We start from the raw sequence: 3,228 nt of genomic DNA, 5'->3' as shown, positions 1-3,228 counted from the left end.
GCAGGGACAGTTCGTCTTCGTCGCGATCGCCTTCGGCTGTCTCGCGTGGTCGTTCGTCAACAACGATTTCTCGGTGCTCAACGTTGCCAGCCACTCGAACTCGCGGCTGCCGCTGCCTTACCGCTTCGCCGCCACCTGGGGCTCGCACGAGGGATCGCTGCTGCTCTGGACGCTGATGCTCACGGTATGGTCGGTGGCGGTCACCGTCTTCAGCCGCCATCTGCCGCTCGACATGGTCGCGCGCGTGCTGGGCGTCATGGGCCTCGTCAGCGTCGGCTTCCTGCTCTTCCTGCTACTCACCTCGAACCCGTTCGACCGGCTGCTGCCGGCGGCCGCTGAGGGGCGCGATCTCAATCCGCTGCTGCAGGATCCGGCGATGGTGGTGCATCCGCCGATGCTGTACATGGGTTACGTCGGGTTCTCCGTCGCCTTCGCCTTCGCCATCGCCGCGCTCATCTCCGGTCGGCTGGATGCGACCTGGGCGCGCTGGTCGCGACCGTGGACCACGGTGGCGTGGATGTTCCTCACGCTCGGCATCATGCTCGGCAGCTGGTGGGCGTATTACGAGCTCGGCTGGGGCGGCTGGTGGTTCTGGGATCCGGTCGAGAACGCGTCCTTCATGCCGTGGCTCACGGGCACCGCCCTCATCCATTCGCTTGCCGCGACGGAGAAGCGCGGCAGCTTCAAGAGCTGGACGGTGCTGCTCGCCATCGCCGCGTTCTCGCTTTCGCTGCTCGGCACCTTCCTCGTTCGCTCCGGCGTGCTCACTTCGGTCCACGCTTTCGCCACCGATCCCAAGCGCGGCATCTTCATCCTCGCCTTCCTCTCGATCGTGATCGGCAGTTCGCTTGCGCTCTACGCCTGGCGCGCCCCGAAGGTCGGGCTCGGCGGCAGCTTCGCACTCGTCTCGCGCGAGTCGATGCTGCTCGCCAACAACGTGCTGCTGCTGGTCGCCGCCGGCACGGTGCTGCTCGGCACGCTCTATCCACTGGCGATCGACGCGCTCGGGCTGGGCAAGCTGTCGGTGGGACCGCCGTACTTCAACGCGGTGTTCGTTCCCCTGATGGCGCCGGCGGTGTTCCTCATGGGGGTGGGTCCGATCGCGCGCTGGAAAGAGGCGCGGCTGCCGGAGCTCGCCGTGCGCCTGCGCTGGGCGTTCGCCACTGGTGTAACGGCCGCGGTCGTCCTGCCCTTCGTCATGGGCACCTGGACGCCGCTTATCGCGGTGGGCTTCCTGCTCGCGTTCTGGGTGGTCGCCGCGGTGATCGTGTCGCTCGCTGGCACCGCGCACGCTAGGGGAGGACAGAGCCTCTGGCGCCGCCTGTCGAAGCATTCGCGCAGCACCTGGGGCATGCACCTCGCACACCTGGGCGTTGCCGTGTTCATTCTCGGTATCACCGTCGTCGGCGGCTTCGAGACCGAGAGCGACGTGAAGATGGAACCCGGCACGACGACGACGACGGGCGGCTACACCTTCCGCTTCGACGGCGTCGAGGAGCGCGCCGGCGCGAACTATCGCGCAGCACGCGGCACGGTCACGGTGCTCGCCGGTGAGCGTGTGGTGGAAGTCATGCACCCCGAGAAGCGCGTCTACGAGGCATCGGGCATGGCGATGACCGAGGCCGCCATCGACACGGGTCTACTCCGCGATCTGTATGTCTCGCTCGGCGAGCCGATCGGTCCGAACGCCTGGATCGTCCGTGTCTACTACAAGCCGCTGGTCGACTGGATCTGGGGTGGCTGCATCCTGATGGCGCTCGGCGGACTGCTCGCCGTCAGCGACCGCCGCTACCGTTTCTCCACGCGAACGAGATCGCAGGAGCAGCAGCCTCTGCCGCCGGCGCCGCCGGACACCGGCCTCGTGCCGGGAACCCAACGCCCGTGACCCGTTTCGTCATTCCGCTGGCGATCTTCGCGGTCGTCGTCGGCTTTCTCTTCGTCGGCCTCGGCCTGAGGCCGTCGGAAGTGCCGTCCCCGCTGATCGGCAAGCCGGCGCCGGCCTTCGATCTCGCGCAGCTGCACGCCCCCGGCGAGCGCTTCACGGTCGCCGACATGAAGGGCAAGGTGTGGCTCCTCAACGTGTGGGCCTCGTGGTGTGTGTCCTGTCGTGAGGAGCACCCGTTCCTGATGGAGATCGCGAAGCAGGGAAGCGTGCCCATCGTCGGGCTCAACTACAAGGACCAGCGCGAGAATGCGCTCGCCTGGCTCACGCAATTCGGCAATCCGTACCAGTTGAGCGTGGTCGACGCGCAAGGGCGCACCGGCATCGACTTCGGCGTGTACGGCGTGCCCGAGACGTTCCTGATCGACCGCGACGGCGTCATCCGCTACAAGCAGATCGGCCCGCTCACGCCGGAGGCGTGGCAGCAGAACATCCTTCCCCTGGTGAAGAAGCTCGCGGCGTGATGCGCAGCCTGCTTCTGCTTGCGCTGATGCTGCTCTCATGCGGCGCGCTCGCCCGCGAGGCGCCCCCGGCCGCCGACGATCCGGTGATCGAGGCGCGACTGCACGCACTCTCGAAGGAGTTGCGCTGCCTCGTATGTCAGAACGAAACGCTGGCGGACTCGCGCGCCGATCTCGCCGAAGACCTGCGCCGCGAGATCCGCGGGATGATGAAAGCGGGCAAGAGCGACCGCGAGATCACGCAGTTCCTCGTCTCCCGTTATGGCGACTTCGTGCTCTATCGGCCGCCCGTCAAAGGAACCACCTACCTGCTCTGGGTCGGCCCCTTCGCGCTGCTCGCCCTCGGCGTCGCTGTCTGGTTCGTGCTCATGAGGCGTCGTGCCGCACGCCCCGCGACCGCCCCGCTCAGCGTCGAAGAACAGCGCCTTGCCGCTGCGCTCCTCGATTCCGACAACGTCCGGAAGACACCTTGACCGCGTTCGTTGCCGTCTGCACCGGCCTTGTCGCGCTCGCGCTGGCCTTCGCCTTGCCCCCTTTTCTGCGTCGATCGCGCAGTGCGCGCGCGGCCGACCGCCGCGCCGCCAATCTCGCCATCTATCGCGAGCAGAATCGCGAGCTCGACGGCGATCTGGAGCTCGGCACGCTCTCACCTGAGCTATGGCAGCAGGACCGCGACGAGCTCGCGCGCCGCATGCTGGAAGACGTGCAGCCTGGTGCTGCACATCCGACGACTCCGGCCCCGCGCTCGCGCGTCCTCGTCTTCGTGATCGCAGCGCTCCTGCCGATCGCAGCCGTGCTCATCTACCTGCAGATCGGCACGCCGCG

General features: G+C 67.5%; 4 protein-coding genes. All 4 read left to right on the top strand.

Annotated features, from left to right (window positions below):
• Positions 1–1,885 (top strand): heme lyase CcmF/NrfE family subunit (locus JNK68_08505; GenBank protein ID MBL8540400.1); only part of this gene is annotated, 1,885 nt, incomplete at its 5' end.
• Positions 1,882–2,406, top strand: coding sequence for a DsbE family thiol:disulfide interchange protein (locus JNK68_08500; protein MBL8540399.1), 525 nt, complete (start codon positions 1,882–1,884; stop codon positions 2,404–2,406). The genes JNK68_08505 and JNK68_08500, both read left to right, overlap by 4 nt.
• Positions 2,406–2,876 (top strand): cytochrome c-type biogenesis protein CcmH, encoded by a 471-nt coding sequence (locus JNK68_08495; protein ID MBL8540398.1) that lies wholly within the window; start codon positions 2,406–2,408, stop codon positions 2,874–2,876. The genes JNK68_08500 and JNK68_08495 overlap by 1 nt, the downstream gene beginning before the upstream one ends.
• The coding region (gene ccmI, locus JNK68_08490) for a c-type cytochrome biogenesis protein CcmI (protein ID MBL8540397.1) at positions 2,873–3,228 on the top strand (356 nt) is incomplete at its 3' end. The genes JNK68_08495 and ccmI, both read left to right, overlap by 4 nt.

Source organism: Betaproteobacteria bacterium, from assembly GCA_016791345.1.
Classification (GTDB): Bacteria; Pseudomonadota; Gammaproteobacteria; order Burkholderiales; family JAEUMW01; genus JAEUMW01.
Note: the sequence above shows the minus strand (reverse complement) of the source record. Positions and strands in the feature narration are given on the sequence as shown.

What these genes read in the sequence shown, in the direction of transcription:
- JNK68_08495 (MBL8540398.1), top strand. Translation starts at nt 2,406, where the DNA reads ATGCGCAGCCTGCTTCTGCTTGCGCTGATGCTGCTCTCATGCGGCGCG.